The organism is Pseudonocardia endophytica, assembly GCF_004339565.1.
Lineage (GTDB): Bacteria > Actinomycetota > Actinomycetes > Mycobacteriales > Pseudonocardiaceae > Pseudonocardia > Pseudonocardia endophytica.
Genome location: NZ_SMFZ01000001.1, coordinates 2,584,353 through 2,610,237, shown reverse-complemented (window position 1 = coordinate 2,610,237; position 25,885 = coordinate 2,584,353). Strand labels below are relative to the sequence as shown.

General features: G+C 73.7%; 28 protein-coding genes. 21 read left to right on the top strand and 7 right to left on the bottom strand.

The genetic code is table 11. The features are described 5' to 3' along the window. The first annotated feature begins 77 nt into the window (after positions 1-77). From fdxA to EV378_RS11770, 3 genes are read left to right on the top strand one after another with little or no spacing between them, the layout of a single operon-like run. The gene (fdxA, locus tag EV378_RS11780; RefSeq protein WP_132423896.1) at positions 78-404 is read left to right on the top strand and encodes a ferredoxin; all 327 of its coding nucleotides are present in this window, start codon (positions 78-80) and stop codon (positions 402-404) included. A 16-nt stretch (positions 405-420) separates the two neighbouring features. Then, a complete protein-coding gene (gene dapC, locus EV378_RS11775) occupies positions 421-1,521 on the top strand; it encodes a succinyldiaminopimelate transaminase (protein ID WP_132423893.1) in 1,101 nt (366 codons plus the stop codon). A 43-nt stretch (positions 1,522-1,564) separates the two neighbouring features. Then, on the top strand, positions 1,565-2,824 hold the full coding sequence (locus tag EV378_RS11770) for an MFS transporter (protein ID WP_132423890.1): 1,260 nt from the start codon (positions 1,565-1,567) through the stop codon (positions 2,822-2,824). A 197-nt stretch (positions 2,825-3,021) separates the two neighbouring features. Here EV378_RS11770 and EV378_RS11765 read toward each other — a convergent pair whose 3' ends face one another. The 3 genes from EV378_RS11765 to EV378_RS11755 form a co-directional block, all read right to left on the bottom strand. After that, positions 3,022-3,978 carry a CHAD domain-containing protein gene (locus EV378_RS11765; RefSeq protein ID WP_243653399.1) on the bottom strand — a complete coding sequence of 319 codons (957 nt, stop codon included), beginning with the start codon at positions 3,976-3,978 and terminating at the stop codon, positions 3,022-3,024. 164 nt (positions 3,979-4,142) lie between these two features. Next, complete coding sequence (gene dapD / locus EV378_RS11760) at positions 4,143-5,084, bottom strand: 2,3,4,5-tetrahydropyridine-2,6-dicarboxylate N-succinyltransferase (RefSeq protein WP_132423888.1); 942 nt, start codon at positions 5,082-5,084, stop codon at positions 4,143-4,145. Further along, positions 5,081-5,692 (bottom strand): helix-turn-helix domain-containing protein, encoded by a 612-nt coding sequence (locus EV378_RS11755; RefSeq protein WP_132423885.1) that lies wholly within the window; start codon positions 5,690-5,692, stop codon positions 5,081-5,083. The genes dapD and EV378_RS11755 overlap by 4 nt, the downstream gene beginning before the upstream one ends. A gap of 1,172 nt (positions 5,693-6,864) precedes the next feature. Here EV378_RS11755 and dapE point away from each other — a divergent pair. The 7 genes from dapE to EV378_RS11720 all read left to right on the top strand — a co-directional run bounded on the left by dapE (position 6,865) and on the right by EV378_RS11720 (position 11,174). Continuing rightward, positions 6,865-7,965 (top strand): succinyl-diaminopimelate desuccinylase, encoded by a 1,101-nt coding sequence (gene dapE, locus EV378_RS11750; RefSeq protein ID WP_132423882.1) that lies wholly within the window; start codon positions 6,865-6,867, stop codon positions 7,963-7,965. A 10-nt stretch (positions 7,966-7,975) separates the two neighbouring features. After that, complete coding sequence (locus EV378_RS11745; protein WP_132423879.1) at positions 7,976-8,833, top strand: LOG family protein; 858 nt, start codon at positions 7,976-7,978, stop codon at positions 8,831-8,833. Next, positions 8,830-9,402 (top strand): LOG family protein, encoded by a 573-nt coding sequence (locus EV378_RS11740; protein ID WP_132423876.1) that lies wholly within the window; start codon positions 8,830-8,832, stop codon positions 9,400-9,402. Before EV378_RS11745 ends, EV378_RS11740 begins: the two co-directional genes overlap by 4 nt. Positions 9,403-9,430: 28 nt before the next feature. Then, entirely contained in the window at positions 9,431-9,775 is a 345-nt protein-coding gene (locus EV378_RS11735) for a DivIVA domain-containing protein (protein ID WP_132427771.1), read from the top strand. Next, positions 9,768-10,262 (top strand): SRPBCC family protein, encoded by a 495-nt coding sequence (locus tag EV378_RS11730; protein WP_132423873.1) that lies wholly within the window; start codon positions 9,768-9,770, stop codon positions 10,260-10,262. Before EV378_RS11735 ends, EV378_RS11730 begins: the two co-directional genes overlap by 8 nt. Continuing rightward, a complete protein-coding gene (locus EV378_RS11725) occupies positions 10,259-10,828 on the top strand; it encodes a DNA-3-methyladenine glycosylase I (protein ID WP_243653398.1) in 570 nt (189 codons plus the stop codon). The genes EV378_RS11730 and EV378_RS11725 overlap by 4 nt, the downstream gene beginning before the upstream one ends. A gap of 178 nt (positions 10,829-11,006) precedes the next feature. Beyond that, positions 11,007-11,174 (top strand): DUF3117 domain-containing protein, encoded by a 168-nt coding sequence (locus EV378_RS11720; RefSeq protein ID WP_132423867.1) that lies wholly within the window; start codon positions 11,007-11,009, stop codon positions 11,172-11,174. A 44-nt stretch (positions 11,175-11,218) separates the two neighbouring features. Here the strand turns inward: EV378_RS11720 and glgA are convergent, their stop codons facing one another. Next, positions 11,219-12,370 carry a glycogen synthase gene (gene glgA / locus EV378_RS11715; protein WP_207908638.1) on the bottom strand — a complete coding sequence of 384 codons (1,152 nt, stop codon included), beginning with the start codon at positions 12,368-12,370 and terminating at the stop codon, positions 11,219-11,221. Positions 12,371-12,551: 181 nt separating this feature from the next. On the opposite strand from glgA, the gene glgC reads away from it, so the two are divergent. Next, positions 12,552-13,799 (top strand): glucose-1-phosphate adenylyltransferase, encoded by a 1,248-nt coding sequence (gene glgC / locus EV378_RS11710; protein ID WP_243653397.1) that lies wholly within the window; start codon positions 12,552-12,554, stop codon positions 13,797-13,799. A 38-nt stretch (positions 13,800-13,837) separates the two neighbouring features. On the opposite strand, the gene EV378_RS11705 is transcribed toward glgC, so the two are convergent. Next, positions 13,838-14,455: an O-methyltransferase gene (locus tag EV378_RS11705; protein WP_132423864.1), complete on the bottom strand. Its 618-nt coding sequence runs from the start codon at positions 14,453-14,455 to the stop codon at positions 13,838-13,840. A gap of 223 nt (positions 14,456-14,678) precedes the next feature. Between EV378_RS11705 and sigE the strand changes: the two genes are divergently transcribed. The 4 genes from sigE to tatB all read left to right on the top strand — a co-directional run bounded on the left by sigE (position 14,679) and on the right by tatB (position 18,026). Continuing rightward, complete coding sequence (gene sigE / locus EV378_RS11700; protein WP_243653396.1) at positions 14,679-15,317, top strand: RNA polymerase sigma factor SigE; 639 nt, start codon at positions 14,679-14,681, stop codon at positions 15,315-15,317. Next, entirely contained in the window at positions 15,314-15,913 is a 600-nt protein-coding gene (locus EV378_RS11695) for an anti-sigma factor family protein (protein WP_132423861.1), read from the top strand. Before sigE ends, EV378_RS11695 begins: the two co-directional genes overlap by 4 nt. A gap of 89 nt (positions 15,914-16,002) precedes the next feature. Beyond that, positions 16,003-17,592 (top strand): S1C family serine protease, encoded by a 1,590-nt coding sequence (locus EV378_RS11690; RefSeq protein WP_132423858.1) that lies wholly within the window; start codon positions 16,003-16,005, stop codon positions 17,590-17,592. Positions 17,593-17,618: 26 nt separating this feature from the next. Then, positions 17,619-18,026: a Sec-independent protein translocase protein TatB gene (gene tatB / locus EV378_RS11685; protein ID WP_132423855.1), complete on the top strand. Its 408-nt coding sequence runs from the start codon at positions 17,619-17,621 to the stop codon at positions 18,024-18,026. 15 nt (positions 18,027-18,041) lie between these two features. On the opposite strand, the gene EV378_RS11680 is transcribed toward tatB, so the two are convergent. Continuing rightward, positions 18,042-19,445, bottom strand: coding sequence for an amidase (locus tag EV378_RS11680; RefSeq protein ID WP_132423852.1), 1,404 nt, complete (start codon positions 19,443-19,445; stop codon positions 18,042-18,044). A gap of 28 nt (positions 19,446-19,473) precedes the next feature. Further along, on the bottom strand, positions 19,474-20,460 hold the full coding sequence (locus EV378_RS11675; protein WP_132423850.1) for a D-2-hydroxyacid dehydrogenase: 987 nt from the start codon (positions 20,458-20,460) through the stop codon (positions 19,474-19,476). Between the two features lie 155 nt (positions 20,461-20,615). On the opposite strand from EV378_RS11675, the gene EV378_RS11670 reads away from it, so the two are divergent. The 6 genes from EV378_RS11670 (at position 20,616) to EV378_RS11645 (ending at position 25,830) form a co-directional block, all read left to right on the top strand. Beyond that, positions 20,616-21,116 carry a DUF3830 family protein gene (locus EV378_RS11670; RefSeq protein WP_132423847.1) on the top strand — a complete coding sequence of 167 codons (501 nt, stop codon included), beginning with the start codon at positions 20,616-20,618 and terminating at the stop codon, positions 21,114-21,116. Continuing rightward, positions 21,116-21,937: a maleate cis-trans isomerase family protein gene (locus tag EV378_RS11665; RefSeq protein WP_165922249.1), complete on the top strand. Its 822-nt coding sequence runs from the start codon at positions 21,116-21,118 to the stop codon at positions 21,935-21,937. Before EV378_RS11670 ends, EV378_RS11665 begins: the two co-directional genes overlap by 1 nt. Then, a complete protein-coding gene (locus EV378_RS11660) occupies positions 21,934-22,659 on the top strand; it encodes a maleate cis-trans isomerase family protein (RefSeq protein ID WP_132423844.1) in 726 nt (241 codons plus the stop codon). The genes EV378_RS11665 and EV378_RS11660 overlap by 4 nt, the downstream gene beginning before the upstream one ends. Positions 22,660-22,677: 18 nt before the next feature. Next, positions 22,678-23,355, top strand: a complete 678-nt coding sequence (locus EV378_RS11655) for a GntR family transcriptional regulator (RefSeq protein WP_132423842.1) — start codon at positions 22,678-22,680, stop codon at positions 23,353-23,355. Between the two features lie 191 nt (positions 23,356-23,546). Then, positions 23,547-24,479, top strand: a complete 933-nt coding sequence (locus EV378_RS11650) for an AEC family transporter (protein ID WP_132423839.1) — start codon at positions 23,547-23,549, stop codon at positions 24,477-24,479. Positions 24,480-24,573: 94 nt separating this feature from the next. Continuing rightward, positions 24,574-25,830: an aspartate aminotransferase family protein gene (locus EV378_RS11645; RefSeq protein WP_132423836.1), complete on the top strand. Its 1,257-nt coding sequence runs from the start codon at positions 24,574-24,576 to the stop codon at positions 25,828-25,830. The last annotated feature ends 55 nt before the right edge of the window (positions 25,831-25,885 follow it).

Here is a 25,885-nt window from a genome sequence, read left to right as displayed (position 1 = left end):
CTGCGGGTAGTCGTAGTTGATGGGGCACCCGCCCACCACACCAGGGTGCTCCGCGGCCCGAGTGGAGGACCACCGAAGTGACCTACGTGATCGCCGAGCCCTGCGTCGACCTGCTCGACAAGGCGTGCATCGAGGAATGCCCGGTGGACTGCATCTACGAGGGTGGACGGATGCTCTACATCCACCCCGACGAGTGCGTGGACTGCGGTGCGTGCGAACCGGTCTGTCCGGTGGAAGCGATCTACTACGAGGACGACGTCCCGGACCAGTGGGCCGCCTACACCAAGGCGAACGTCGACTTCTTCGACGAGCTCGGCTCGCCCGGCGGCGCGTCGAAGGTCGGCAAGGTCGACAAGGACGTGGAGCCGGCGAAGAGCCTGCCCCCGCAGGAACACGACGAGTGATGCCCGGCCCCACGCAGTGGTAGGACACAGGCTCCCGGATTTTCCCTGGGACTCGCTCGGCGCCGCGCGCGAGAAGGCCACCGCCCACCCGGACGGGCTGGTGGACCTCTCCGTCGGAACCCCGGTCGATCCCGTCCCGGACGTCGTGCGGTCGGCGCTGGCCGGTCCGGCCGCCGACGAGCCGGGCTACCCGACGACGTACGGGCCGGTGGCGCTGCGCACCGCGATCGCCGACTCGCTGGCGCGTCGCTACGGCGCGACCGGCGTCGACCCGGCGGCCGTCCTGCCGACGATCGGCTCCAAGGAGACGGTCGCGTGGCTCCCGACGCTGCTCGGGCTCGGTGCGGGCGACATCGTCGTGATCCCGGAGCTGGCGTACCCGACGTACGAGGTCGGCGCGCGGTTGGCCGGGGCGGACCACGTGCGCTCCGACTCGCTGACCGCGGCGGGCCCTGGGCGCGTGAAGCTCGTGTGGCTGAACTCGCCGTCGAACCCGACCGGGCGGGTGCTGCCCGTCGACCACCTGCGGAAGGTCGTGACCTGGGCGCGGGAGCGCGGCGCCGTCGTCGCGTCCGACGAGTGCTATCTCGGCCTGCCCGGCGGCTCCGACCCCGCGCCGCGGTCGGTCCTGCACCCGGATGTCTGCGACGGTGACCACACCGGTCTGCTGGCCGTGCACTCGTTGTCCAAGACGTCGAACACGGCCGGGTACCGCGCCGCCTACGTGGCGGGCGACCCGTCCCTGGTCTCCGCCCTGCTCGAGGTGCGCAAGCACGCCGGGATGATCGTCCCGCGCCCGGTGCAGGCCGCGTTGCAGGCCGCCGTCTCCGACGACGCGCACGTGGCCGTCCAGGCCGCGCTCTACGACGCCCGCCGCGCCCGGCTGCGGGGCGGGCTCGAGGCATTCGGGTTGAAGATCGAGCACTCGGTTGCTGGGCTGTACCTGTGGTGTACCGAGGACGAGGACTGCAGGTCCACTGTGGACCGGCTTGCGGAGCGGGGGATCCTGGTGGCCCCCGGGGAGTTCTACGGGCCGGCGGGTCGCCGGCACGTGCGGGTCGCGCTGACCGCGAGCGACGAGCGCATCGACGCCGCCGTCGCGCGCTTGTCGACGTGAGCCCGGCTGCTCCCTTCGTGATCGCGGCCTTCCGGTGTGGCTCATGACCGGCACGGCCGCGCGGCTCCGTCCCGGCCTCGTCCTGATCGGCGTGCTGGCGCTCGCCGCGAACCTGCGCGCCGCGCTCGCCGGGTACCCGCCGCTGCTGGAGACGGCCCGCGACGACCTGGGCGTGACAGCGGGTGCCGCCGGGCTCGTGCAGGCCGGCGCGGTGCTGATGATGTCGCTCGGCTCGTTCGTCGCGGCGCCGGTCGCGGCGAAGATCGGGCGGGAGCGGCTGCTCGGGATCGCGGTCGGGTCGATCGCGGCCGGGAGCCTGCTGCGGTCGATCCCGGTGCTGGCCGCCCTGATCGGCGGCAGCGTGCTCGTCGGGCTCGGCATCGGTGTCGCGGGCGTGCTGATCACCGGCGTGGTCAAGCAGCACCTGCCGGACCGCGCCGGGGTGGTCAGCGGCGGCTACGTCGTCTCGATGATGATCGGTGCGACGATCTCGTCGGCCGTCGCCGTGCCGCTCGCCGTCGCTCTCGGGGGATGGTCGCTGTCGCTGGCCGTGTGGGCGGTGCCCGCGGTGCTGGCCGTCGCCGTGTGGATACCGGTGGCGCGGCACATGGGGCGTGCCCCGTCCGTCGCCTCGGTCTCGTCGGCGGGTGGCGAGGTCGCCGGTCCGCGGCCCTGGCGGGATCCGTTCGCGCGACGGATGGCGTGCTACCTGGTCGGCTCCTCCGGCATGTTCTACGGCTGGCTGACCTGGCTGTCCCCGGTCTACGAGTCGCTCGGCTGGAGCCCGGCCGTCGCCGGCCTGCTGCTGTCCGTGTGGAGCATCGCCCAGATCCCGGCGGCGCTGCTGATGCCGGCCGCAGCCGAACGTCGCCGCCGGTTCCGGCTGTGGGCGTTCGTGGCGACGGCGTCCGGTGCGGTGGGCACGCTCGGCGTCCTGCTCGTGCCCGGTGCCGGCACGTTCGCGCCGTGGGTGTGGGCCGTGCTGATCGGGATCGGCGTGGGGTCCGGGTTCCCGCTCGGCCTGGCCGTGATCGCCTGGCGCACCCCGGACGCGGCCCGCAGCGCGGCCGTCGGCGGGTTCGCGCTCGGGATCGGGTACCTCGCGGCGGGCCTCACGCCGCTCGCGATGGGCCTGCTCGTCGACGCCAGCGGCTACCCGGCCGCGATCGGGCTCCTGCTGGTCTTCGCGGTGATCCAGGCGACGGCGATCTGGCGGGTCGGCGACCGGCCGCGTCCGGGGGACGAGCCGGCACCCCCTGCGCCCGACCGTCGAGCCGGTGCCGACGCCGAGACCCGGCGCTGACGACGGCGCCGCGGCGGGCCTGTGTCCGGAGTCGGCGCAACGACCCGGCGCGGACGACGCGACCGGCATCCGTACCGACGCCGGCATCGCGCCCGGTACGCATCGGACGCCGTCACCGTGACCGGCATCCGTGCCGATGCCGGCATCGCGTCCGGCGCGCGTCGGACGCCGTCACCGTGACCGGCGTCGGGCCGGCCTCAGAGCGAACTCGTCCGCGCGCCGAGCTCCTCCCAGGCGTCGCGCCACTGTCCGCGCAGGTGCTCGGCCCGGGCCCGCTCGCGCTCCACCAGACGCCCGCCGACGAACACGACGTGCGCGTCCGGGGCGCCGCCCAGATCGTCGAGCAGCTGCCGGATGCGGTGCTCGGCCACGCACGCGTCCTGGTGGTCGCCGAGCACCTCCTGCAGCTCGGCGGCGGCCTTGAGCACCTTCCGGACGGTCTTCGCGGCAGGCGTCCGCTTGCCCTTGTCCGTGCGCATCGCCGGCTCGACGAGCTCGCCGGTGTAGCGCAGCCGCTTCGTCCGGATCCGCAGATCGTGCAGCGTCATGTCCGGCGGGTCGTCTCCGGCCCGGCGCACGGCCTTGTCCAGCTTGCGGGCCTCGGCGCGCACGAGATCGACCAGCTCCGGCCGGGCGACGCCCTCCGGCGGCTCCGGGAGCGGCTCGGCGACGGCGTCCACCAGCCGCCGCACGACCGCGCCGTAGCGCGGGTCGTCCAGGTCGGCGTTCATCGCGCGCCGTGCCGTCACCCGCTCGACGTCCAGGCGGCCGACCAACAGGTCGCCCGCCGACCGCTCCGCGGGCGGCAGCGTGGCGGTCTCGCCGCGCAGGCGGTCGATCATCACGTCCAGGTCCCGCGACGGCCCCAGCGCGCGACCGAGCCACCCCAGCTCGGAGCGCAGCCCGTCGGCCCATGCGGCGTCGAGCAGCGGACGGGCCGACTTCAACGCCGCGCGCATCCGCCGGACGGCGACCCGCATCTGGTGCAGGTCCTCGATGTCCGCGCCGTTCCGGGTGCCGGGCTCGTGCCGCAGCAGCGACCGCAGCCGCTTGTCCAGCAGCACGCGCACATGGTGGACGGCCGGGTCACCGGGGCCCGCGGTCACCGGCTCCGGCAGGTCGTCGAGGCGCGGGACGGTGTCGGTCTCCTGCACGGTCCCGGGGACACGACCGTTCCCGGGCGTACCACCGCTCCCGGCCGACGGCGCGTCTCCGGTCGGATCGTCTCCGGCCGACGAGGCGTTCCCGGACGGCGGTGCGGTGGCCGACATCGAGTTCTCCGGTGTCCGGGGCACGGGCGTCGTCGTCACCGAGATCCCTAGTTGGCGTGCAGTGCCGCGTTGAGCTCGATGCCGTCGCCCGTGCGGGGCAGGGCCTCGACGGCTCCGGTCACCGAGTTCCGTCGCAGCAGCAGTCCGTCCTGCCCGGACAGCGACCGGGCCGCGACGACCGCGCCGTCCGGCAGCGTGACCTTGGTCCCTCCCGTGACGTACAGGCCGGCCTCGACCACGCAGTCGTCGCCGAGCGAGATGCCCAGACCTGCGTTCGCGCCGAGCAGGCAGCGGCGGCCGATCGAGATGACCTCCTTGCCGCCGCCGGACAGCGTGCCCATCACCGAGGCGCTGCCGCCCAGGTCCGAGCCGTCACCCACGACGACCCCCGCCGAGATCCGGCCCTCGACCATGGACGCGCCGAGCGTGCCGGCGTTGAAGTTCACGAAGCCCTCGTGCATCACCGTGGTGCCCTCGGCGAGGTGCGCGCCGAGCCGGACCCGGTCCGCGTCGCCGATCCGCACACCGGACGGGATCACGTAGTCGACCATCCGGGGGAACTTGTCGACGTGCGTGACGGTCACCGACCCGCGCCCGCGCAGCTTCGCCCGCGTCAGCTCGAAACCGGGGACGGCGCACGGTCCGTGGTTGGTCCACACGACGTTCGCGAGCAGTCCGAACTGGCCCTCCAGGCTGACCTCGTGCGGCCGGACCAGGCGGTGGCTGAGCAGGTGCAGGCGGAGGTAGACGTCGGCGGCGTCGGCAGGTGCACCCGCCAACGAGTCGATCTCGCTCTGCACGACCTCGGTCCGGACGCCCCGGAGCTCGTCCGTGCCGACCAGCGCCTCGAGCGCACTCGTCGGGTCCTCGGCCGGCGCCGACCCGGACAGTGCGGGCGACGGGAACCAGACGTCGAGGACGGTGCCATCGGAGGTCACGGTGGCCAGTCCGGTCCCGGAGGCGCCCTCGCGGCGGTACTCGGTACTCACGGGGCGAACGTACCTGCCCCGACCGGACCCGCGCGCGAGCCGCCTCCGGTGCGGTCGATCACGGGAGCGGCGCGGCGCCGGCCCCGCCGTGCCTTCTGCGCCCGCACCCACTGCTCGACGGTCATCGGCGGCGGGATGCCGTAGAGCAGCGCGACACGGACCTCCCACCGGCTGCGACGGCGCTGCACGTCCCGCCGCTCGCGGTCGCGCAGGAACGTCTCCGGCGGACGGGCGAGGCCGTACCGCCCGCCCCACCAGTCCCAGCCCGTCGGGTCGATGATCACGTCGAGATGCGACGGGTACCGCCGTCCCGCCCCGTCCCGCAGGTTGTGGTCCGGCGCGTCGAGCATCGGAGGCACCGCCTTGCCGTCCGGTCCGACGGCGACCAGCCGGATCCCCGCCGCGGCGAGCACCGCCTCCAGCACCGCCAGACTGGGGTGGAGCGACCCCGCCTCGATCCGCCCGACCGTCGACGCCGCGAGCCCGGCCTTCTCGGCCATCTCCCGCTGGGACGTGTCCGCGCGCCGCCGGGCCGCCCGGACCAGCCCGACGACGTCGAGCCCCGCGATCCGGCGGCCGCCGGTGACCGGCGCGGTGGACGTTTCCATACCTCGAGGATGCGGCCCGCGGCGGTCGATGCACCGAGGAACGTCCGACCTGTGGACGGACGAGTCGGGTTGTGGACAACTCCCGGCACGACGTGCACCGCCCTCGGGCGTGCGCCGGTCCGGCGGACGCGCCCCGACGCTTCGAACGCCGCGCCGACCTGGCGAGCGCCCGCGCCGACCTGGCGAGCGCCCGCGCCGACCTGGCGAGCGCCGCGCGGACCTGGCGAACGTCGCGCGGACCTGGCGAACGTCGCGCGGGCCTGGCGAACGTCGCGCCGACCTGGCGGACGCCGCTCCGACGTGGGGGATGAGCGCCGACCTGGCCGATGAGCGCCGACCTGGCTCTGCGCTCCGACCTGGTGAACGCGCACCTGACCGGAGAACGCACGCGACCGGACGCGCGCGTCCTCCCGACCGATGCGCGTTCTCCGACCGCGCGGATGGTGCGGTCCTCGGGAGCGCGGCCGGCAGGAACGTGGTCTGCGGAGCCGCGACCGGATACGGAGAGTCCGCGCAGACAGCACGTGCCGGCCGAGGGCCCCCTGGGAGACCGTTCCCGACGGTCCCTTTGCTCTGCTCACCTCGACGCAATGGATTGCTGGGCCGAACGTGGTGATCTTGCGCCTGTCGGCGATGCGCGGGTGTGAGCAGAGCAAAGCGTTGGTTCAGCGACCCTCCCGCCCGCGCCAGATGCGATCACGCCGGCTCGTGTGGCCGGGACGGGCGGCGTCATCGGCCTCGATCCGCCCTGTCTGCCGGGACCAGCCCGGTGCGGTCGGCACGGCCGGGTGCGGTCGGCCCGGTCCGATGTCCGGTCGGTCCGGCTCCGCCCGGGCGGCCCCGTCAGGCTCGCCCGTCTCGCGCCCCGGCCCGTCGCCCTCGACTGCTCGGTCGGCGCCGGGACGCGCGGTGATCCGGAGAACGCGCTCGGATCCGGCGAACGCCCTCGCCCGGACACGTGCGTTCTCCCGACAGGCGCGCGTTCGCTGGGATCGCTCACGAGGGGAGACGTGAGGTGGCGCGGCCTGAGTGCGACGGCACCGGGATGGGGTGGCGCGGACGGGACGGGGCGGCGTGGACCGGATGGGGCGGCGCCGACGGGACGGGGCGGCGCGGACCGGATGGGGCGGCGCGGGACGGGGTGCGCGAGGCCGGTGGGTAGCGTCGGTCCGATGACGAGCACGGTGCCGGTCCTGGATCTGACGGCCGATCCGGTGGAGCTCACGGCGGCGCTGGTGGACGTCGAGAGCGTGTCGGGGGAGGAACGGGTGCTCGCCGACGCCGTGGAGCACGCGCTGCGGGCTCAGGCGCCGCATCTCGAGGTGCTGCGCTCCGGCGACGCGGTGCTGGCGCGCACGAACCTGGGCAGGCCGCGACGGGTGCTGCTCGCGGGACACCTGGACACGGTGCCGATCGCGGACAACGTCCCGTCGCGGCGCGATGGCGGGCTGCTGTACGGGTGCGGGTCGTCGGACATGAAGGCCGGGGACGCGGTCATCGCGCACCTCGCGGCCACCGTGACCGAGCCGGCGTACGACGTGACGTGCGTGTTCTACGACTGCGAGGAGGTCGAGGCCGCGCGCAACGGGCTCGGCCGGATCGAGCGCGACCACCGCGACTGGCTCGACGCCGATCTCGCGGTGCTCGGCGAGCCGACGGACGGGACGCTCGAGGCCGGATGCCAGGGGACGCTCCGGGTGGAGGTCCGGACGACGGGGCGGCGTGCGCATTCGGCACGGTCGTGGCTGGGGGACAACGCGATCCACCACGCCGGCGACGTGCTGGCCCGGCTCGCCGCGTACACGCCGCGGAGCGTCGACATCGACGGCTGCGTGTACCGGGAGGGTCTGCAGGCGGTGCGGATCGCGGGCGGGGTGGCCGGGAACGTCGTGCCGGACGAGTGCATCGTGACGATCAACTTCCGGTTCGCGCCCGACCGGAGCCCGGAGGAGGCGGAGAAGCACGTCCGCGAGGTCATGGACGGCCACACGCTGACCGTGACCGACCTCTCGCCCGGCGCCCTGCCCGGGCTGTCCGCGCCCGCCGCGGCCGAGTTCGTGCGGGTCAGCGGCGCCGAGCCGCGGGCGAAGTACGGCTGGACCGACGTGTCCCGGTTCGCCGCGCTCGGCATCCCGGCGGTGAACTACGGCCCCGGCGACCCGAACCTGGCGCACACCCGCGAGGAGCACGTCGCGGAGGAGGCCATCACCCGATGCGCGGACGTGCTGCGCCGCTATCTCGCCGGGGACGGTCCGGCGACCGGGGCTCACTAGGGTGGCGCCCATGACGTCGAACGGCTCGGAGAACGGCTCGGAGAGCGGCGCGGGGAACGGCACGGCGAACAGCGCCGACCGTCCCTGGGGGCACAACACCGCGTCCGGTGAACCCGGGCGCGGTCCGCAGGAGGAGAAGCAGCGCGGACCGATCGTGCTGCGCGGCCGGTACAGCCACGAGCCGACGACGACCGACCAGCGGCTGCTCGACTCCCGCGGCCCCAGCGACTGGGTGCACACCGACCCGTGGCGGGTGATGCGGATCCAGGCGGAGTTCGTCGAGGGCTTCGGCATGCTGGCCGAGCTCCCGCGGGCGGCGACCGTGTTCGGCTCGGCGCGCACACCCGTCGACTCCAAGGAGTACGAGATCGGCCGCGAGCTGGGCGCACGCCTGGCGGGCGCAGGCTTCGCGGTGATCACCGGCGGCGGTCCCGGCACGATGGAGGCGGCCAACCGCGGCTGTTCCGAGGCGGGCGGCCTGTCGATCGGGCTGGGCATCGAGCTGCCGTTCGAGCAGGGCCTCAACGACTGGGTGCACCAGGGCATCAACTTCCGCTACTTCTTCGCGCGCAAGACGATGTTCGTCAAGTACTCACAGGCGTTCGTCTGCCTGCCCGGCGGTTTCGGCACGCTCGACGAGCTGTTCGAGGCGTTGGTCCTGGTGCAGACGAAGAAGGTCACGAAGTTCCCGGTGGTGCTGCTCGGCACGCACTACTGGGGAGGGCTGCACGACTGGATCCGGAACACGATGCTCCCCGAGGGCAAGATCAGCCCGAAGGACATGGACCTGATCCACCTCACCGACGACATCGACGACGCGGTGGACGTCGTGCACGACGCCTACCACGCGTGGGAAGAAGCGCATTGAGGACGGAGCCGGGCGCACGGACGGTCGCCGTCTACTGCGCCTCCTCGGACGGAGTCGACGCCCGGTACGTCGAGCTGGCCGCCGCCGTCGGGCGCGAGGTCGCGGCCCGGGGCTGGTCGCTGGTCTCCGGCGGCGGGAGGCGCTCGATGATGGGCGCTGTCGCGCGAGCCGCGCGCGAGGGTGGGGCCCGCACGGTCGGTGTCATCCCGCAGTCGATGGTCGAACGGGAGTGGGCCGACGCCGACTCCGACGAGCTCGTCGTGACCGGGAGCATGCGCGAGCGCAAGGAGCAGATGGAACGGCGCTCCGACGCGTTCCTCGCCCTGCCCGGTGGGCTCGGGACCTGCGAGGAGCTGTTCGAGGTCTGGTCGTCGGGCGTGCTGGAGCTGCACGACAAGCCGGTGGTCCTGCTCGACCCGGACGGGCACTGGCAGGGCCTGCTGGACTGGGTCGCCGGCCTGAGCGGGAAGGGTTTCGCGTTCGGCGAGCTGATGCGGCGGATCACGGTCGTCACCGACGTCGAGGCCGCACTGGACGCCTGCGCCCGGCCCGCGCCGGTCACCCCGTGACCGGAGGCACCGTGATGGGATGGACGCCATGGGGACCGCGCTGATCTACGTGCTCGTCCTGGCGGTCGTCGCGGGGGTCGTCTTCGTGGCGGCGGCGGCCGTGTTCGGCCGCGGCGAGGAGCTCGCCCCGCTCGCACCGGATGCCACGCCGACCCGCCTGCCTTCGGTCGAGGTCAAGGGATCCGACGTGCGCGGACTGCGGTTCCAGCAGGTCCTGCGCGGCTACCGGATGATCGAGGTGGACTGGGCGCTGGAGCGGCTGGCGGGCGAGCTGGACCGGGTGCAGACCGACCGCAGGGAGCTCGCCGAGCGGGTCGCCCGCCTGGAGACGACGATCGCGCGCATGCGCAGCGAGGGGCCGAACGGTGGCTGACGGCACGCCGGACAGGGCGGAGCTCACGATCCCGGTCGACGTGGGCGTACCGGCGCCGGTCCTCTGGGACGCCGTGACCGACTGGCCCGGTCAGTCGGAGTGGATGCTCGGCACCCGGGTGGAGCTCACCGGCGGCGACGGCCGCTCGGTCGGCTCGACGCTACGGGCCGTGACCGGAGCGGGGCCGGTCGGCGTCGCGGACACCATGGAGATCACCGAGTGGACCGAGCAGGAGGGCGGGCCCCGGCGGTGCGTCGTCCGGCACACCGGGAACGTGGTACGCGGGGAGGGCGTGTTCGCGGTCGTCGAGCTCGGGCCGCGGCGGAGCCGGTTCCTCTGGACGGAGCTGCTCGACCTCCCGCTGGGAGCGCTCGGACGGGCCGGATGGCCGCTCGTGCGCCCGGCGTTCCGGGCGGGCGTCGTGCACTCGCTGCGCCGGATGGCCCGGCATACCGAGGAGCGCCACCGGGCAGGAGCGGGCGCGTGACACCCCCTCCACCGGACGACCCGGCTCGTTGCGACTGGGCGCTCTCGGCCCCCGACTACGTCGCCTACCACGACGAGGAGTGGGGCAACCCGCTCCGCGGCGAGCACGCGATGTTCGAGCGGATGACCTTGGAGGGCTTCCAGTCCGGTCTGTCCTGGATCGTCATCCTGCGCAAGCGGCCCGCGTTCCGGGAGGCGTTCGCGCGGTTCGACCCGGAGCGCGTCGCCCGCTTCGACGACGACGACGTGGCGCGCCTGCTGGCCGACCCCGGCATCGTCCGGAACCGGCAGAAGATCGAGGCGACGATCCACAACGCCGGCGTGGTCGCCGGTCTCGACACGCCGTTGGACGAGCTGCTCTGGTCGTTCGCGCCGGACCCGTCGACGCGTGAACGACCGGCCACACTGGCCGACGTCCCGGCCACCACCCCCGAGTCGACGGCGATGGCCAAGGAGCTGAAGAGGCGGGGGATGCGCTTCGTCGGGCCGACGACGTGCTACGCGCTGATGCAGGCCACCGGGCTGGTCGACGACCACGTCCGCTACTGCTGGCGCGCCGCGCCCTGAGCGGCTCGTCAGCGTTCCCGAGCCGTTGCGCTGCGTGAACGCCGCCGAGCCGTGATCGCCTCGGTTGCGCCGTGCCGTGGGCGATGGGGGACAATGGAGCGAGACGCGACAGACCCCGATCACCGACGCGTTCCCCGAGACGTGCCGGCGCCGGAACAGATGCACGGAGGAAACAGACATGGCCGCGATGAAGCCGCGCACCGGCGACGGCCCGCTTGAGGTCACCAAGGAGGGCCGGGGCATCGTGATGCGGGTGCCGCTCGAGGGTGGCGGACGGCTCGTCGTCGAGATGACCCCGGACGAGGCGAGCGACCTGTCGGAGGCGCTGAAGTCGACGGTCGGCTGAGCGGAGCTCGCGTAGCGAACGTCTGCGCCGAATCCGGCAGGGCCTCAGGCGACCGAGCGGTAGACCTCGAGCGTCCGTCGGGCCATCTCCGGCCAGGCGAACTCCGCGACGGCACGCTCGCGGCCGCGCTCGCCCATCCGGGCCGCCCGGTCCGGGTCGGTGACGAGCGCGTTGACCGCGTCGGCCAGGTCGTGCTCGAAGCGCTCCGCGTCCGCGGCGTCGTAGTGGACGAGCAGCCCGTTGTCGCCGTCCGCGACGACCTCCGGGATGCCGCCGACGTCCGAGGCGACGACGGCCGTCGCACACGCCATCGCCTCCAGGTTCACGATCCCGAGCGGCTCGTAGACCGACGGGCAGACGAACACCGTCGCCGCCGACAGCAACTGCCGGACCTCGGAGGTCTCCAGCATCCGCCGGATCCAGATCACGTCACCGCGCCCGGCGGACAGCTCGTCGACCGCCCGCTCGGTCTCCTCGGCGATCTCCGGGGTGTCCGGCGCGCCCGCGCACAGCACGATCTGCGCGGCCGGATCGATCCGGTGCGCCGCCGCGACCAGGTGCCCGACGCCCTTCTGCCGGGTGATCCGACCGACGAACACGACCATCGGCCGGTCCGGGTCCACCCCGGCCGCGCGGACCGCGTCGCGCCCGTCGTCCGGCTGGTAGAACTCGGTGTCGATGCCGTTGTGCACGACGTGCACCCGGGCCGGGTCGACGGACGGGTAGGACGCCAGCACGTCGCGGCGCATCCCCTCGGACACCGCGATCACGGCGGCGGCCGCCTCGTAGGCCGTCCTCTCCACCCACGACGACACCCGGTACCCGCCGCCGAGCTGCTCGGCCTTCCACGGGCGCAACGGCTCCAGCGAGTGCGCGGTGACCACGTGCGGGACGCCGTGCAGCAGCCCGCCGACGTGACCGGCCATGTTGGCGTACCAGGTGTGCGAGTGCAGGACGTCGCAGCCGGCGAGCGGGCCGACCATGGACAGGTCGACGCCGAGCGTCTGCAGCGCCGCGTTCGCGTCGGCGAGCTCGGCGGGCACCGGGTGCGCCGTCGCGTCCGGCCGCGGCGCCCCGAAGCACTGGACGTCCACCTCGGCGAGCTCGCGCAGCGCCGGGACGAGGTGTCCGACATGGACACCCGCCCCGCCGTAGATCTCCGGGGGGTACTCCTTGGTCAGTAGTCCGACGCGCACCGGGCGACCGTAGCGTCCGTGCCGGCAGGCGGACATCGGTGTCCGATCCGGGTGTTCATCCGGGCCCCGCGCGGCGGTGGTGGCCCGCTCCGGCGACGGGCACTAGGGTCGGGCGGGGAAACGTCGCCGCGGGCCGGCGGGTGAACGGCCCCTCGGACCCGGGAACGGAGCGGGGATAGCGGTGAGCGGAGTGAGCGCGTCCGGAAAGCTCTCGGCGAACGTGCTGGGAATCGTGCTCGCGGGTGGTGAGGGCAAACGGCTCTGGCCGCTGACCGCGGACCGCGCGAAACCGGCCGTTCCGTTCGGCGGCAACTACCGCCTGATCGACTTCGTGCTGTCCAACCTGGTGAACTGCGGGATGGACCGGATCTGCGTGCTGACCCAGTACAAGTCGCACTCGCTGGACCGGCACATCTCGACGACGTGGCGCTTGTCGAGCGTGCTCGACCAGTACATCACCACGGTGCCGGCGCAGCAGCGGCTCGGCCGCCGCTGGTACACCGGCAGCGCGGACGCGATCTTCCAGAGCCTGAACCTCGTCTACGACGACCAGCCCGACTACATCGCGGTCTTCGGCGCCGACCACGTGTACCGGATGGACCCGGCGCAGATGATCTCCCAGCACATCGAGTCCGGTGCCGGGGTGACGGTCGCCGGGATCCGGGTGCCCCGGGCCGAGGCGAAGGCGTTCGGCTGCATCGCCTCCGACGAGACCGGCCGGATCACCGAGTTCCTGGAGAAACCGTCCGACCCGCCGCACGTGCCGGACGACCCCGAGGTCACGTTCGCCTCGATGGGCAACTACGTGTTCTCCACCGAGGCGCTGCTGGACACGCTGCGCGCGGACGCGGAGAACTCCGACTCCGAGCACGACATGGGCGGCGACATCATCCCGGCGCTGGTCGACCAGGGCGCCGCGCACGTCTACGACTTCGCCGACAACGTCGTCCCCGGCGCCACCGAGCGGGACGCGGGCTACTGGCGCGACGTCGGGACGATCGACGCCTACTACGACGCGCACACCGACCTGGTCTCCGTGCACCCGATCTTCAACCTGTACAACCAGCGCTGGCCGATCCGCACCGGCACGCCGGCCACGCTGCCCCCGGCCAAGTTCGTCGAGGGCGGGATCGCGCAGGACTCCGTCGTCGGCGCCGGCACGATCATCTCCGGCGCGATCGTGCGCCGGTCGGTGATCAGCCCGAACGTGATGATGCACGGCGGCGCCGAGGTCTCCGACTCGGTCGTCATGCCGGGCGTGCAGATCGGCCGCGGCGCCGTGGTGCGACGGGCGATCCTGGACAAGAACGTCGTCGTACCGCCGGGCGCGCTGATCGGCGTCGACCTGACCGCCGACCGGTCGCGCTACACGGTGTCCAGCGGCGGCGTCGTCGTGCTCGGCAAGGGCGTGACCGCCCAGACCCAGTAGAGCGCCGGACCCGGTAGAGCGCCGGACCCGGCAGGGCGTCAGCGCCGGACGGCGCAGAGCATCCCGTCCGCGACCGGCAGCAGCGCCGAGACGAGGCGCTCGTCGTCGCGGACGGCGTCGACGGTCTCCTGCAGCGCGGCCGACCCCGGGCCGTCCGGAGCCACGATGCCGTCGAGCACCAGCACCCCGCCAGGGCGCAGCAGCCGCACGGCCTCGTCCAGGTAGCCCGGGTACTCCGCGGGCACGGCGTCCGCGACGATCAGGTCGTACCCGCCGTCGGTCAGGCGCGGCAGCACCTCCAGCGCCATCCCGTTGATCAGCCGCAGCCGCGACGGTCCGGCACCGGCGCCCAGGAACGACGCGCGCGCGGCCCGTTGCAGCTCCGGGTCGACGTCGATCGAGGTCAGCGTGCCGTCGGCGGCCATGCCGCGCAGCAGGTAGAGCCCGCTCACGCCCGCTCCGGTCCCGATCTCGACGACGGCCCGTGCGGACACCGCGGCGGCGAGCAGCGTGAGCGTCGCGCCTGCGGCGGCGCTGACCGGTTCGACGCCGGCGGAGCGGCTCAGCGCGCGGGCACGGGTGATCCCGTCGTCCTCGGCGAGGTAGGTCTCGGCCCGAGCCGCAGCCGGGCCGGACGCGCTCGCCGGAAGGGTCATGCGGGGAGGTTAACGGCCCGATGACCACCGGTGGGCACGTACACGCCCGTGGGTGATTCACAGGGTTCTCTCAGACGGGTTTCACATGTTCCTCATGCCGAGCGGGCAGTCTGTTGTCAACGCGGAACCGGGGTCGTCGGTCCGCCCCGCCACCGGACGGACCCGTCCGGAGCACCGAGCAGTACCGGCAGGCACGACCCGCCGCAGGAGGTGCCCCACCCCGATGCCCGATCCTGGTCCCGAGTCCGGCGCCGCGGGCGCCGTCGCGACCGCCCCCTCCCCGGCGGACGCGCAGCTGGCCGACTCGGCCGACTGGACGCCGCCGAGCTGGGACGAGGTCGTCCGGGAGCACGCCGACCGGGTCTACCGCCTGGCCTACCGCCTCTCCGGCAACCAGCACGACGCCGAGGACCTCACCCAGGAGACGTTCATCCGGGTGTTCCGGTCGCTCGCGAGCTACAAGCCCGGCACGTTCGAGGGCTGGTTGCACCGGATCACGACGAACCTGTTCCTGGACATGGTCCGCCGCCGTGCCCGCCTCCGGATGGAGGGCCTGCCCGAGGACACCGACCGTCTGCCGGGCGGTGGCCCGGAGCCGGAGGAGGTCTTCTCGGTCACGCACCTGGACCCGAACCTGCAGGCCGCGCTCGACGAGCTGCCGCCGGACTTCCGCGTCGCCGTCGTCCTGTGCGACGTCGAGGGTCTGTCCTACGAGGAGATCGGCGCGACGCTCGGCGTGAAGCTGGGCACCGTGCGCAGCCGGATCCACCGCGGCCGGACGGCGCTGCGCGCGTCGCTCGAGCGCTACCGGGCGGCCGACGTGGCCGGAAGCATGCCACCGGTGGCAGAGTTGGTCCCGTGACCGAACGTCGCCGTTTCGAGGTCGTCGCCCCCGACTGGGGGGAGGCGCACCTGACCCCGGAGGCGGTCGTCGCGTACGCCGACGACGAGCTGGCAGCAGGGCCCCACGAACGGGCGACCCGCCATCTGGGGCGGTGCCCGGACTGCGCCGCCGACGTCCTCGACCAGCGTCGCGCCCGCACGGCCCTGCGGGGCGCGGACTGCCCGTCGCTGCCGTCGTCGCTGATGTCCTCGCTCTGCGCGATCCCGCAGAACACCGAGCTGCCCCCGCCGCCCGCCGGCCTCTCCGTGGACGAGCACGGCGAGTTCGTCGCGCTGCAGCGTCCCGCCCGGTCGGCACGCCGGACCCGCCGGATGCGCCTCGGCGCCGGTGCGGCGGTCTCCGGCCTCGCCATCGGTGCGCTGGCGTTCGGTGTGCCCGCCTCCGGCAGCCTGGCGGGGCCCGGGGCCGGACCGGCCGCACCGGGTGGCGTCGACGCCGTCCCGGTGGCGCGCTTCGCCACGAACCCGACCCCGGCACCGGCGCCGTCGCAGACCCCGGCCCCCGGCCCGTCGCGGACGATGCTCAACGCCGGCCTGCCGACCGACGGGCGCTGACCTCTCCACCGCTTCACAACGCGGACTTCACCGATCCCGGTGCAGAGTGTCCTGGTGCACGGTTCGATGTCCCCGCGGTCCATCGGGCGATGACCGACGACCGGGAGACCCCCGACGACGCCGCGTCCGGCGACGTGCCCGCCGCGGCGAACGGGAACGGCTCCGCACCGGGCGAACCGCCCCGCCTCGGCCCCCGGCCACTCGAGCGGCCCGCGGCCGATCCGTCCGACCGCGCGGCGTTCGGGCGACCGGACGGCGTGCGCTCGTCGTTCGCGCCACCGAAGGAGCGCGGCGGATCCCGCTCGTCGCTCGCGACCTCCCCACCCCCGACGGCGGCCGTCGCCCGCGCGTTCGGCCGCCCGGACGACGGGGCCGCCGGCCTGCAGCGGACCCCCGGCCGCAACGGCCACGGCCCCTCGGAGAACGGTGACGGCAGCGACCCGGCCGACCCGCTCTGGCCCGGTGGCACGACCGACGACCCGTGGCGCAGCCCGGAGAGCCCGGTCACCGGCGTCGCACCGGCCGAGACCGGGGACGAGCCGGAACCGGAGCGCCCGCGCGGGCCCCGGCTGAGCGTGCGCGAGGTGCTGTTCGGCGGTCGTGTCGATCCGAAGGCGCTGGCGATCCTCGGCGTGATCGCGCTGCTCGTCGGTGCCGTCGGCGGGCTCGTCGGGCACTGGACGGCGGTCGGTGCGGACGGGCTCACCGAGCCCGGCGCGACGCTCGCGTCCACCGAGGACTCGAAGGAGCGCCCGCCCGGCTCGGTGCCGGACCTGGCGAAGCGGCTGCTGCCGTCGGTGGTCTCGCTGGAGACGACGGTCGGGCAGGAGGCCGGGACCGGGTCCGGGGTGTTGATCGACCCGCAGGGCTATGTGCTGACCAACAACCACGTCGTCGCGCCGGCGGTCGGTCCGTCGCGCGGCACGATCGAGGCCGTGTTCTCCGACGGGTCGCGCGTGCCGGCGCAGGTCGTCGGCGCCGACCCGATGACCGACCTCGCCGTCGTGAAGGTGCCGGTGGTGAACCCGACGGTCGCGCCGATCGGGCGTTCCGGGGACCTCGCCGTCGGCGACGGGGTGATGGCGATCGGGTCGCCGCTCGGGCTGGCCGGAACGGTCACCGTCGGGATCGTCAGCGCCGTGAACCGGCCGGTGCGCCTCGACCCGGAGGGCAGCGCGGGGGACGCGGTGATCGATGCCGTGCAGACCGACGCCGCGATCAACCCCGGCAACTCCGGCGGGCCGCTGGTGGACTCGACCGGCGCCGTCGTCGGCATCAACACGGCGATCCGCTCGCTGGGCGCCGAGCAGGGTGGCGGCAGCCAGGGCGGCTCGATCGGTCTCGGTTTCGCGATCCCGATCGACGACGCCCGCGGCATCGCCGAGGAGCTGATCCGGACCGGGAAGGTCGCGCACGCCGACCTCGGTGTCAACGCCCGGTCGGTGACCGACGGCGCGACCGACGGCGCCCAGATCCAGAACGTCGTCGCCGGTGGTCCGGCGGCCGCGGCCGGGATCCTCGACGGCGACGTCGTCGTCCGCGTCGCCGGGCGCCACATCGCGGGTGCGGACGAGCTCGTCGTCGCCGTGCGCGAGCACGAGCCCGGCGAACCGGTGCCGGTCGAGGTGGTCCGGCAGGGTCGCCCGCTGACCGTGACGGCGACCCTCGGCACCAAGTGAGGGGCCGTGCTGCGTAACCTGGCCGTGTGTTCGAGAACGTCGGCTGGGCCGAGATCCTCGTACTCGTCGTGGCGGGCCTGTTCATCCTCGGCCCCGAACGGCTACCGGAAGCTGCCCGCTGGCTGGGCAGCGCCATCAAACAGGTGCGGGACTACGCCACCGGCGCCCGCGACCACCTGCGCAAGGAGCTCGGTCCGGAGTTCGACCAGCTCCAGCAGCCGCTGAACGACCTGCGCGGCCTGCGGGACTTCAACCCGAAGCGGGCGATCACCCGCACGCTGTTCTCCGACGACGAGCCGGTCAAGCCGAACGGCTACGCCACGACCGCGAACGGGACCCCGGCGTCGGTGACCCCGCCCGCCCCGAACGGCGCGGCACCGCAGAAGCCGCTCGGATCGAACGAGCGGCCCCCGATCGACCCCGACGCGACCTGATCGCGTTCCGGACGCTCAGCCGAGCAGGGGTGGCCGGCGGGTGTGGTGGTCGGTGGCCTGCTGGTAGGCGTGCCCCGCGGCCAGCACGGTCGCGTCCGACCACCGCGGCCCGACGATCTGCAGGCCGACCGGCAGTCCCTCCGACGTGAACCCGCACGGGATGCTCGCGGCGGGCTGCTGGGTCATGTTGAACGGGTACGTGAACGGCGTCCAGGACATCCACCGCGGGTGGTGCCAGCCCTCCGGCACCTCCAGCCCGCCGGGGAACGCCGTGATCGGCAGCGCCGGCGTGAGCAGCAGGTCGTACTCGTCGTGGAAGCGCCCCATCAGCGTGCCGAGCTCGTTGCGGACGGCCATCGCGCCCAGGTAGTCGAGCGCGCTCGTCGTGGCGCCCTGCTCGGCGATCGCGACGAGCGACGGGTCCATCCGGGACCGCGCCTCGGCGTCCAGCGGCTCCAACGACTTCGCCGCCGCCGCGTACCAGAGCGTCGAGAAGGGGTCGATCGGGTCGTCGAAGCCCGGGTCGGCCCGCTCGACGGTCGCGCCGAGCCGGGTGAACACCTCGACGGCGTCCGCGACGAGCTCGGCGACCTCCCGGTCCACGTTCGCGAACCCGAGCGTCGGGCTGAACGCGATCCGCAGGCCCGCCGCGCCGCCGGCGAGCCGGGAGACGGCGGACTCGCGCGGCACGTCGGCCACCCACGGGTCCCGCGTGTCCGGCTGCGAGACGACGTCGAGCAGCAGGGCGGCGTCGTCGACGGTCCGGGTCATCGGCCCGACGTGCGCGAGCGTGCCGAACGCGCTGCCCGGCCAGTGCGCGATCCGCCCGTAGGTCGGCTTGTGCGCGACCGTGCCGGTGAACGCGGCCGGGATCCGGACCGAGCCGCCCGCGTCGGTGCCCAGCGACAGCTGTCCCATGCCGAGCCCGACGGCCGCGGCGCTGCCCCCTGACGAGCCGCCCGCCGTCAGCGCCGGGTTCCACGGGTTCGTCGTGACGCCGGTCAGCGGCGAGTCGGTGACGCCCTTCCAGGCCAGCTCCGGCGTCGTGTTCTTGCCGATCAGCACGGCGCCCGCGGCGCGCACCCTGGCGACCGGGGGGCCGTCGACCTCGAACGGGCCGTCCGGGCTCGTGGTCGTCGAGCCGCGGCGGGTCGGCCACCCGATCGTGAGCAGCATGTCCTTGATCGACGTCGGGACGCCGTCGAGCGCCCCGCGCGGCTCGCCGGCCTGCCAGCGCGCCTCGGAGTCCTTCGCCTGCGCCATCGCCGACTCCGCGTCGACCAGGCAGAACGCGTTGACGGCGCCGTCGTGGCGCTCGATCCGGTCCAGCGCGTCCCGGGTGGCCTGCACCGGGGAGATCTCGCCGGAGCGGTAGCCGGCCAGCAGCTCCGTCGCGCTGAGATCCGCCGTGTCCGTCATCAGTGACTCCCGGTGCTGTCTTCGGGGCTCACGAGCTCGTCCCGGTGCTCACGTAGCCGCGTTCCTTGTCCACCACGTTGCGCAGCTCCCGCCCCGCGCGGTAGCGGGTCAGGTTGTCCACGAACAGGTCCACCAGCGTGTCACGCCAGCCCACGATGTCGCCGGACATGTGCGGCGACACGATCACGTTCTCCATCGCCCACAGTGGATCCTCCGACGGCAGCGGCTCGACCTCGAACACGTCCAGCGCCGCGCCGGCGATCGTGCCGTCGGTCAGCGCGGCCACCAGATCGTCCTGCACGACGAGTGGCCCGCGCCCGACGTTGATCACGCGCGCGGTGTGCGGCAGCCGGGCGAGCGTGCCGGCGTGCAGCAGGCCGCGCGTCTGGTCGGTGAGCGGGGCGGCCAGCACGAGGTACTGCGTGTCCGGCAGCAGCCCGTCCAGTGCCTCGAACGCATGCACGCCGTCGCGCGCCGTGCGTCCGACCAGCTCGACGTGCATCCCGGTGCCGCGCAACAGGTCCGTGATCGCGTGCCCGATCGGCCCGCTGCCGACGACGGTCACCCGCCGTCCGGCGACCGGCTCGGTCTCGCGGTGGCGCCAGGTGCGCTCGCGCTGCAGGGACAGCGTGCGCGGCAGGTCCTTCGCGAACGCGAGGATCGCGCCCAGCACCCACTCGGCCATCGGCCGGTCGAACACGCCGCGCGAGTTCGTGAGCACGGCGTCGGACGCGAGCAGCTCCGGGAACGCGACCTTGTCCACGCCCGCGCTGGCGGTGTGCACCCATCGCACGCTCGCCCCCGCGTCCGCGGCGACCCACGCGTCGCGCACGGAGCCGGACAGGAAGTCCCAGGTGAGCAGGACGTCGGAACCGGGGAGGGCCTCGGCCAGCGACGCCGCGTCGTCAGCGAACCGGAGACGTGCGTCACCCGTCTGTGCCTCGAGGCCCGGCGGGTGATCTCCACCGTGCAGGACGGTGATCGTCGGAGCGCCCTGACCTGCGCCGATGGTCAAATGAAGATCCTTATCACGGTGGGCGGGGAGGCGTTGACACGCTAGGAAGCGCCACTATCGTTGTCAACAATCTGCTGCGTTCGGTGCCGGGTGCGCGCGACTCACGAGCGGCGGAGGTCACCCACACATCCCGTACGTTCCCAGGGGGATCTCCCGTGCCCAAGTTGATCAGAATCGAGCTGGAGAAGCGCGGCGTGGCGTGCACGGCCGAGCTCCTCGAGAAGCAGGCGCCGCGCACGTGCGCGGCCGTGTGGGAGGCGCTCGCCGGCGGCCCGATGGGGGGCGACGCGCAGCACGCCAAGTACGCGCGCAACGAGGTCTACACGATCGTGCCGCGGTTCGGCCCGCGCATCGGGCAGGAGAACCCGACGGTCACGCCGATCCCCGGCGACGTCTGCTACTTCGACTTCCACGGCGGCATGCTCGACGCCGCGTTCAAGGACGACCAGGGCATCGACGCCGACGCGGGCGGGATCGACCTGGCGATCTTCTACGGGCGCAACAACCTCCTGCTCAACGGCGACGTGGGCTGGGTGCCCGGCAACGTGTGGGCGTCCATCACCGAGGGGCTCGACGCGATCGCGACGGCCTGCCACGACGTGTGGCGGTCCGGGAGCGTCGGCGAGCGTCTCGTGTACTCCCGGCTCGAGGGCTGATGCCCGCCGAGCTGTCCGTCGGTCTCGCGCAGGAGGCGGCGGCTGCTCCCGGCCCGTCCGACGACCCGCCCGGCATCGGGATGATCGCGCCGTTCGACTTCGCGCTCGACCGCGAGCTGTGGCGCTGGGCGCCGGACGACGTGTCGCTGTACCTGACCCGGATGCCGTACCTGACGACGCCGATGACGGTGGACATGGCCGTCGCGATCGCCGACCGCAGGCCGGTCCGGCGGGCCACCCGCGACGTGCTCACGCCGCGCCCCGGCGTGGTCAGCTACGCCTGCACGTCCGGCAGCTTCGTGGCGGGTGCCGCGGCCGAGTACGTGCTGCACCGCACGATCCTGGACGCCGGCGCACCCAAGGCGTCGACGACGAGCGGTGCGCTCGTGGAGGCGCTCGCCGTCCTGGGCGTCGAGCGGCTGGCGATCGCGACGCCGTACATCCCGGCCGTGACCGAGCGGCTCGTGACGTTCCTGGCGGAGCACCGCGTCCAGACCGTCGCGAGCGAGGGGCTCGGGCTGATCGGCAACATCTGGCGCACGACGTACGCCCAGGTCGTCGACATCGTGAGGCAGGTGGACCGCCCGGAGGCGCAGGCGCTGTTCATCAGCTGCACGAACCTGCCGACCTACGACGTGATCGAGCCGCTGGAGCAGGCGCTCGGCAAGCCGGTGCTGACGGCGAACCAGGTCACGATGTGGGACGCCTGCCGCAAGATCGACCGTGCCGCTGTCGGCGGCGGCCGGTTGCTCGCGTCGTGGAAGCCGGGTGATCCGCAGACTTGCCTCCCGGCGGAATCCGTAGGATTGTCGACAATATGAGTACGACGGTCGGCATCCTGTACCCCGGATACTCCGCCGAGGACGACTACCCCCGCGCCGAGAAGCTGCTGACGGACTCGTCGCGGCTCGCGCTGGTGCACACCGAGATGCGCGAGGACGCCCACCGGGTCGACGCGCTGCTCGACATCGGCGGTGACGACGTGCTGGGCGCCGGCGCGCGCTCGCTCGCGTCGGAAGGGCTCGACTCGATCGTCTGGGCCTGCACGTCGGGCAGCTTCGTGTTCGGCGTCTCCGGAGCGCGGGACCAGGTCGCGCGGCTGCAGAAGGTCGCCGGGGTGCCCGCGTCGAGCACGTCGTTCGCGTTCGTCGACGCGTGCCGGGCGCTCGGGGTGTCCTCGGTGGCCGTCGGGGCGACGTACCCGCCGGACGTCGCCGGCCGGTTCGTGCAGTTCCTGACCCACCACGACATCTCGGTGCTGACCATGTCGGCGCGCGACATCATCACGGCGGCCGAGGTCGGGACGCTGCCCGGCGACGTGGTGCTGGACTTCGCGGAGGCGGTGTCCGGGGACGCGCAGGACGCCGAGGCGATCCTGTTGCCGGACACGGCGTTGCACACCGTCGACGTGCTGGACGCGCTGGAGGAGCGGGTCGGGAAGCCGGTGCTGACAGCCAACCAGGTCAGCATCTGGCAGGGGCTGCGGCTGGCCGGATCGGACGTGCATCGCGACGGCCTCGGAACCCTTTTCCGGAAGGGCTGAGCCGCGATGGGTCTCGAGATGAGCGAGCTCGAGCCGGTCAGCAGACGCTCCACCGCGGAGATCGTCGCGGACCGGATCCGGACGGCGATCATGCGCGGCACGTTCGGACCGGGCACGCAGCTCGGCGAGGTGGACCTCGCCGCGCGGCTCGGCGTCAGCCGCGGGCCGCTGCGCGAGGCGATGCAACGGCTCGTCGCGGAGGGCCTGCTGCGCAGCGAGCGGCACCGCGGGCTGTTCGTGCGCGAGCTGGGCGCCGACGACGTGCGGGACGTCTACATCGCCCGCACGGCCGTGGAGCGGGCCGCGGCGCTGCTCGTCGTCGCGGGGGACCGGTCCGCGGCGGCGCGGCGCCTCACCGGAGCGCTGGCCGCGATGGAGGCGGCGGCCCGGGCCGGCGACCCGGTCGCGCTGGCCGACGCCGACCACGACTTCCACGCCGAGCTCGTCGCGGCCTCCGGGAGCCCGCGCCTGCGCCGGATGACCGACGGCCTGCTCGTCGAGACCCGGATGTGCCTGGCGGCGCTGCAGGACACCGGGCCGCCCGCACCGGACCTCGTCGACGAGCACCGGGTGCTGCGCGACGCCGTCCGCGACGGGGACACGGAGCGGCTCCTCACGCGCCTGGAGGCGCACATGAACGACGCCGTGACGCGGATCCTGGCGGCGATGCCGGACGTCGTTCCCGCCCCCGGCTGACGCCGCGCACCTCGCCTGGCGCCCGCGCGCCCGTGTCGGCGTGTCGCACCCCGTGTCGGCGTGCCGCACCCGTTGCAGCCGGTGCGACACGCCGGGCGCGGGTGCGGCACGACGGATCGGGTGCGCGGCGGGGTGTGACGCTTGACCGGTCCGGGGCACCCGCGGGGGCGCGCGCCGTAGCGTCGCGGCACGTGGACGGCGTGCTCGAGGGGTTCCTGGTCATCGGGATCGTCGTCGCCGTCGGGTACGGGGTCGGACGGGCCGGGGTGCTCGGTCCGCACGCGACGCGGGTGCTGTCCCGGACGGCGTTCTTCGTCGCCACGCCCGCGCTGCTGTTCACGACGCTGGCGCGCACCGACATCGGCGCCGTGTTCTCGTCGAACCTGCTGGTCACGGCCGTGACCAGCTCGCTGGCCTGCCTGCTCTACGTGCCGTTCGCTCTGTTGCGACGGCGTCCGGCAGGCGAGGTGGCGGTCGGCGCGATGGCCTCCGGCTACGTCAACGCCGGCAACCTCGGCCTGCCGATCGCCGTCTACGTGATCGGGGACGCGGCGGCCGTCGCACCGATCCTGCTGTTCCAGCTCGCCGTGCTGACGCCGGTGTTCACGACGCTGCTCGACGTGCTGCCGGACCGGGACTCGGCCGGGGAACGCCCGTCCTGGATACGCACGCTGACCGCGCCGCTGCGCAACCCGATCGCGATCGCGACGGCGGCCGGTCTGATCGTGTCCGGCACCGGACTGCCGGTCCCGGAGCCGGTCGGCGCCCCGCTGCAGCTGATCGCGGACCTGGCCGTGCCGGGCATGCTGCTCGCGTTCGGGATCTCGCTCAACGGCGCCGCGCGGCCCGGCGCGGGGGAGATCGGCCCGTCGCTGTGGACAGTCGTGGCGATCAAGAACGTCGCGCACCCGGCGCTGGCGTGGGTGGTCGCGGGGCCGGTGCTCGGGCTGACCGGCACGCCGCTGCTGGCCGCCGTCGTGTGCGCCGCGCTCCCGACGGCGCAGAACGTGTTCGGCTACGCCGTGCGCTACGACCGCGGCGTCACGCTCGCCAGGGACGCGGCGCTGACCACCACGATCGTCGGCGTCCCCGCGATGATCGGGGTCGTCGCGCTGGTGTCGTGAGCCGCGAGGGTTGCTCGCCGCGCCACGTCATGCTTCCATCAGGATTGTCGACAACCTGACAATGTCCGACCGCGACCTCCAGGAGCCCCACGACATGGCACAGCTCGCCCCGCAGCTCAAGCAGGCCACCCCGGTCCAGGCCGCCCGAGGCGAGGGCGTCTACCTCTACGACACCGACGGCCGCAGGTACCTCGACTTCACCGCGGGCATCGGCGTCACCTCCACCGGGCACTGCCACCCGAAGGTGGTCGCGGCCGCGCAGGAGCAGGTCGCCACGCTGATCCACGGCCAGTACACGACCGTCATGCACCAGCCGCTGCTCACGCTCGTCGAGAAGATGGGCGAGGTGCTGCCCGACGGCATCGACTCGGTGTTCTTCGTCAACTCCGGTTCCGAGGCCGTCGAGGCGTCCGTGCGGCTGGCCCGCCAGGCCACCGGGCGCTCCACGATCATCGCGTTCGACGGCGGGTTCCACGGCCGCACGATGGGCGCCGCGGCGCTGACCACGTCCGGAGCCAAGATCCGCGCCGGGATCGGCCCGATGATGGGCGGCGTCGCGTTCGCCCCGTTCCCCTACGCGTACCGCTACGGCTGGACCGAGGACCAGGCCGTCGACTTCGCGCTGCGCGAGCTGGACCGGGTCCTGGCCAGCACCGCTCCGGCGTCCGACGTCGCCGCGTTCATCGTCGAGCCGGTGCTCGGGGAGGGCGGGTACGTCCCGACGCCCGCGCGGTTCCTGCAGGGCCTGCGCGAGCGCGCCGACCGGCACGGCATCCTGTTCATCGCCGACGAGGTGCAGACCGGCTACGGCCGCACCGGCCGGTTCTGGGGCCACCAGCACGTCGACGGCCTCACGCCGGACATCATCGTCACGGCGAAGGGCCTGGCCTCCGGCTTCCCGCTGTCCGCGATCGCGGCGCCGAAGGCCCTGATGGAGAAGGCCTGGCCGGGCTCGCAGGGCGGCACCTACGGCGGCAACGCCGTGGCGTGCGCGGCGGCGATCGCGGTGCTGGAGGTCGTGCAGGAGGAGGGCCTCGTCGAGAACGCGCGGGTGCAGGGCGAGAAGCTCGTCGCGGGCGTGCGCGAGGCGGCCGAGGGCATCGGCGCGATCGGCGACATCCGCGGGCGCGGCCTGATGGTCGGCATCGAGTTCGTCGACGCCAACGGGAACCCGGACGGCGCCACCGCGGCGAAGGTGCACGCGGCCGCCGCGGCCCAGGGCCTGCTGCTGCTGACCTGCGGCGTGCAGGGCAACGTCGTGCGCATGATCCCGCCGCTGGTGGTCACGTCCGAGCAGGTCGACGAGGGCCTGGCCCTGTGGACGAAGGCCCTGAACGACGCCCTGAGCTGAGCGCCCCGCGCCCCGCTCCCATCCCACCCGCGCGCGGGGCGGGGCGGGGCGGGAA